At 73.0% G+C, this 4,677-nt stretch carries 3 protein-coding genes and 1 pseudogene; 3 read left to right on the top strand and 1 reads right to left on the bottom strand.

Features of this window, described 5'->3' with window-relative positions; translation table 11 throughout:
- The coding region (locus tag VR45_RS38845; protein ID WP_045944672.1) for an MFS transporter at positions 1–763 on the top strand (763 nt) is incomplete at its 5' end.
- Between the two features lie 696 nt (positions 764–1,459).
- On the opposite strand, the gene VR45_RS43145 is transcribed toward VR45_RS38845, so the two are convergent.
- Complete coding sequence (locus VR45_RS43145) at positions 1,460–2,401, bottom strand: RICIN domain-containing protein (protein WP_052709709.1); 942 nt, start codon at positions 2,399–2,401, stop codon at positions 1,460–1,462.
- A 258-nt stretch (positions 2,402–2,659) separates the two neighbouring features.
- Between VR45_RS43145 and VR45_RS38835 the strand changes: the two genes are divergently transcribed.
- Together VR45_RS38835 and VR45_RS38830 are read left to right on the top strand one after the other, a co-directional pair.
- Positions 2,660–3,862, top strand: a complete 1,203-nt coding sequence (locus VR45_RS38835) for a histidine kinase (RefSeq protein ID WP_045944671.1) — start codon at positions 2,660–2,662, stop codon at positions 3,860–3,862.
- Positions 3,859–4,474 (top strand): annotated as a pseudogene (locus tag VR45_RS38830) (response regulator transcription factor). The gene VR45_RS38835 and the pseudogene VR45_RS38830 overlap by 4 nt, the downstream one beginning before the upstream one ends.
- The last annotated feature ends 203 nt before the right edge of the window (positions 4,475–4,677 follow it).

The following is a 4,677-nucleotide window of genomic DNA, read 5'->3' as shown; positions in this document are numbered from 1 at the left end:
CGCCTGGGGCATCCCCCCACTGGCCGGACCCTTCCTGCTCGCCGCCCTCGGCTACACGGCGGCGGCCGTCCTCCTCACCGCACTGCTGCGCCCCGACCCCCTCCACCTGGCCCGGGCCCGGCTCCCCGCCCCGGACACCCTGGACGCCGTCCGGGGCGGCGACGCCGACGACGAGGCCGACCCAGTACGGAAGGACGCCGGCCGACCACGAGGCCCGGGCGTCGCCACCGGCCTGTGGATCATGCTGCTCGGCCAGTTCCCCAAGGTCGCCCTCATGACGATGACACCCGTCCACCTCGCCGCCAACGGCCACGGCACCGCCACCATCGGCCTGGTCGTCTCGCTCCACATCGCCGCGATGTTCCTGCCCTCCCCGCTCACCGGCCTCCTGACCGACCGCCTCGGCGCCCTCCCCGTCGCCGCCGCCTCCGGCGTCCTCCTCTGCGCGGCCGCACTCCTGGCCGCCGCCGCGCCGGGGGACTCCGTACCCCTCCTCGCCGTGGCCCTCACCCTCGCCGGCATCGCCTGGAACCTCGGCCTCGTCAGCGGAACGGCCGTCATCACAGCCGCCCTGCCACCGGGGCACGGCGCCAACACCCAAGGACTGGCCGACGTCGGCCTCGCCGTCGCGGGCAGCACCGGCGGCCTGCTCTCGGGCCTGGCCGTCACCGCCGGCGGCTACGACACCCTCGCCCTCACCTGCGCGGCGACAGCCCTCCTCGTCACGCCACTGGCCCTGCGTGCGGCCCGCACCGGCACCTGACCCCGGTCGGCCCCGGACAGATCCCGCCGGACCCCGACCGACCTGGGCCCGCCGAACCGGGACCCGGCGAGTCCCTCCTCGACCTCCGCCCAACATCAGCCACAGGCCACCTCCAACACCGCCGCACCGACACCCACCCACCAATCCACCGCCACCGCCACCGCCACCCTCGCAACCACAACCGAGCGTTTCGACTCGTCACGGCGCCAGGCCGGACCCCACACCCCCACTGACACCCCGCACCGGCCCGACCCTCCCGAACGAACCAGGCAAACCGGACCCAACCGAATGGAAGTTCCGCGGTGACCCGACCACCGTCTACAACCCCGACACGGTCTGTCGACCGTCATCCGGTCCGTAGCGGCCCTGACGTCGGCCGCACACTCCAGGACGGCGAGCCCGTCGAGGGCGACCGCCACGTCGGACTGCGCCGATCCGACCCCAGGTTCCCCGACGGGGCTTCGAGGGTCTGCGGACTGCGGAAGTTGCTGACGTCCGTGTCCCGGCCGGGGGGGGTTGTGCCCAGGCGGGCGACGGCGCTGCCGATCACGCCCGCGGCCGATGACTGGCAGGTGCCACCACCGCCGCCGCCTCCCCCGGCACCGACCTACTGCTCCCCCACCGGTCAGGGTCGGATCGGCCGCAGCGGGGACTGCGGGTGGGCACCGGCGACGGCGCCCACCCGCAGTCCGGCGATCAGCTCCAGGGGTTGGCGGGCTGGTCGTTGATGGCAGTCCAGAAGCGCGTGTTGGTGGGCAGAGTGCCGTTGGCCCACAGGCCCCAGCCGGAGGCATCGTGGAACTCGGCCATCCGGAAGCCGGCACCGAATGCACCGGCGCACTTCTGGTCGGCCGCAGCGCGGCTCGTGAGCTGGCTGCCGGGCAGCGGCGCGGTGGCCTTCACCTCACCGCCCACCCAGCTGTGGAAGCCGCTCGTGGGGACACCGGCCGGGGCGGGGCGGCCGTCCTGCTTGAGGCACAGCAGGGGCAGCACGGCGCTCGACGGGGTGTCGCCGCTGTACGGGTTGCTGTTGGTCGAGTTGTCGTAGCCGACGTGCACCACGTTGTCCGCGCGCTGTTCCAGGTTGGCCCAGGTCATGCCGGCGTGCTGGCCGCCGAACAGTGCCTGGTAGGCGGTGCTGTAGATGTTCCACTGCTGGTAGCTGCCGTAGTCGCAGCCGCGCATGACCAGCTTCCAGCCCCCGAAGGTCCTCTTCGAGTTGTCCAGGCACTGCGAGGTCGACACGTTCTTCAGCCGCACTCCGAGCATGCCGTAGAGCGGCGGCTCCGCCTGGAACGGGGTGATCTCCCACTGCTGGCTGGTGAGACCCACCAGACAACCGGAGCCCACCACACCGTCGAACTGGGTCAGACAGCGATCGCCCTCGGGGGCGGGGGTGGTGATCGTGTACCGCTCCGGGTAGCCGACGACGGGTTTGATCACCCACATGCCGGGGTTGTCGGACGGGGCGCAGGGGTGCATGTCCTGGGACTCGGCATGCCCGTCCGGACAGCGCTCGGAGTACTGGTTGAACAGGACGGTCGCAGGGGTGTCGGCGGACGCACCGCCGGGCACCAGGCCCAGACCGGTCACGGCGAGCGCGAGGGCGAGCCCGAGGCGCCTGAGGGTTGAGCGCATGACTGTCTCCTGAGGGGTCAATGGAGTGACGGACCGCCGGGTGCGCACGTGCATCGGCCGGCGGTCGGTAGCGCCCGGACCGTGCTGCCTCCGCGGTCCGGACGAGGGAGAGTCTTGTCGCGGCGCACGGGTCGCCGGTAGTGGCTGATGTCATCGGCCGGGCGGGCCGTGTCATGGCCGACCGATGACAGTTGTCATGGCCTTTGGGCTGGTTCGGCCACAGACAACAGGTGACGGCGGATTCTAGGCTGGCCGGACATGATCACCTCACCCCCGCGGTCCGGGGCGGTCGAGCTGGGGAGGCTGGGCCGCCTGACCTCCTGGACGTTGCTCGCTCTGGGACCCCTTTGGCTGCTGCTGGCCGCGAACGACGTCGTGTTCAACCTGAGCCCCGGGCGTCGGGTGCTGGCCGCTCCGGTGCTCGCCGCCGTCGCCGTCCAGCACACCCTGCTGATCCGTCGGGCGGTGCCCAGCGGCCCCGCGAGCCGGGGCCCCCGGGGCGACTCGGCCATCGCCGGCGGGCAGTGGAACGTCCTGCTGCTGGCCGCAGCGATCGCGACCTGGGGCGACATGGCGGACCGCCCGTACACCGCGATCGACTGGGCCATGGTGCCCGGGGCCATGGCGGCGGCCATGGCCCTGTCCCTGCCCACGCGGGCGCGCCGACGGCTCCTGACAGCGGTCGCGCTGGGCTGCGCGGTGCTGGGTGAGGCGGTGGCGCAGTGGCGTCAGGGCCACCCCGACCTGTTGCCCGGGGTCCCGGCGGCGACCGGCGCAGCGATGGTGCTGTTCATCGCCGGGGTGGAGTTGGTACTGGTCCGGTTGTGGCGGGCGGTGCTGGAGGCCGAACACGTCCGCGAGACCACGGCCGCCCTGGCCGTGGCGGAGGAGCGGCTGCGGTTCGCCGCTGATCTGCACGATCTCCAGGGCCACCGGCTCCAGGTCATCACGCTCAAGGGCGAGCTCGCCGAGCGGCTGATCGGCCGCAGCGACCAGGAGGCCCGTGCGCAGCTCCGGGAGATCACCGACCTGGCCCGCGCCGCTCTGGAGGAGTCCAGGGCCGTGGTCCACGGCTACCGGCGCGCCAGCCTGAGCACCGAACTGGCCAACGCCGCCGAAATCCTGGAGGCCGCCGGGATCCGCGCCACCGTCGACGGCGACGCCGCACACATCCCGCACCAGCTCCAGCCGGCCTTCGCCGCCCTGGTCCGCGAGGGCGTCACCAACATCCTGCGCCACAGCCGGGCCCGCCACTGCCGGATCACCATCACCGCCTCCCCGGGCCGGGCCCTCGTGCTGCTGCGCAACGACGGCGCCCCGTCACATCCCGCGGACCCCGGCAGCGGTCTGGCCGGACTGCAAGAACGCTTCCACGCCATCGGCGGGTGCATCCGCATCGCCACCCACCCCGGCGGCCACTTCGAACTGGCCGGCCACGCCTCCCGGGAGACCCCTGCGTGATCCGCATCCTGCTCGCCGACGACGAGGACCTCATCCGCGGCGCCCTCGCCGCACTCCTCGACCTCGAACCCGACCTGATCGTCACCGCCCAGGCCCCGGACGGCCGCGCAGCCGTCGAAGCCGCCGCCCGTCACCCGATCGACATCGCCCTGCTGGACCTGGAGATGCCCCACCTCGACGGCATCTCCGCCGCCCAGGCCATCAACAGGCACCATCCGGTCCGCACCGTCCTCGTCACCCGCCACGCCCGGCCCGGCGTGCTGCGTCGCGCACTGGCGGCGGGCATCCAGGGATTCGTCCCGAAAACCACTCCCGCCACCGAGCTGGCCGCAATCCTGCGGGACATCCACGCCGGCGGCCGCTACATCGACCACCGCCTCGCCACCCACGCCCTCACCGAGACCCCTGTCCCGAGACCCCTGTCCGCTGACCCCGCGCGAACTCGACGTCCTGCGCGCCGTGCGCCACGGCCAGGCCATCAGCGGGTTCGCCGAACAGCACCACCTCGCGCCCGGCACCGTCCGCAACTACCTCTCCGCTGCCATCACCAAGCTCGCCGTCCGTACCCGCCACGAAGCGGCGCGCCGTGCCTGGGAGGAAGGGTGGATCTGAGGTCGGGCCCGCGCGGGGGCCTTCGCAGGGGACATCCGACTTCGGCGGGACCGGCCCACCCACCGGGACGCGGAGTCGGCGGCCCGCCGGCCGGTGGTTACGCGCAGGTGTCGAGCATTTCGGTCAGGGCCGCCTTCTCGGGCACGGTGATGGACAGGCCGTGGACGTGCTTGGTGTCGGTCCAGGCCCGGCTGTAGGTGCAC

Origin of the sequence: Streptomyces sp. NRRL S-495 (assembly GCF_000966955.1) — a bacterium.
Taxonomy (GTDB): Bacteria; Actinomycetota; Actinomycetes; order Streptomycetales; family Streptomycetaceae; genus Kitasatospora; species Kitasatospora purpeofusca.
Note: the sequence above shows the minus strand (reverse complement) of the source record. Positions and strands in the feature narration are given on the sequence as shown.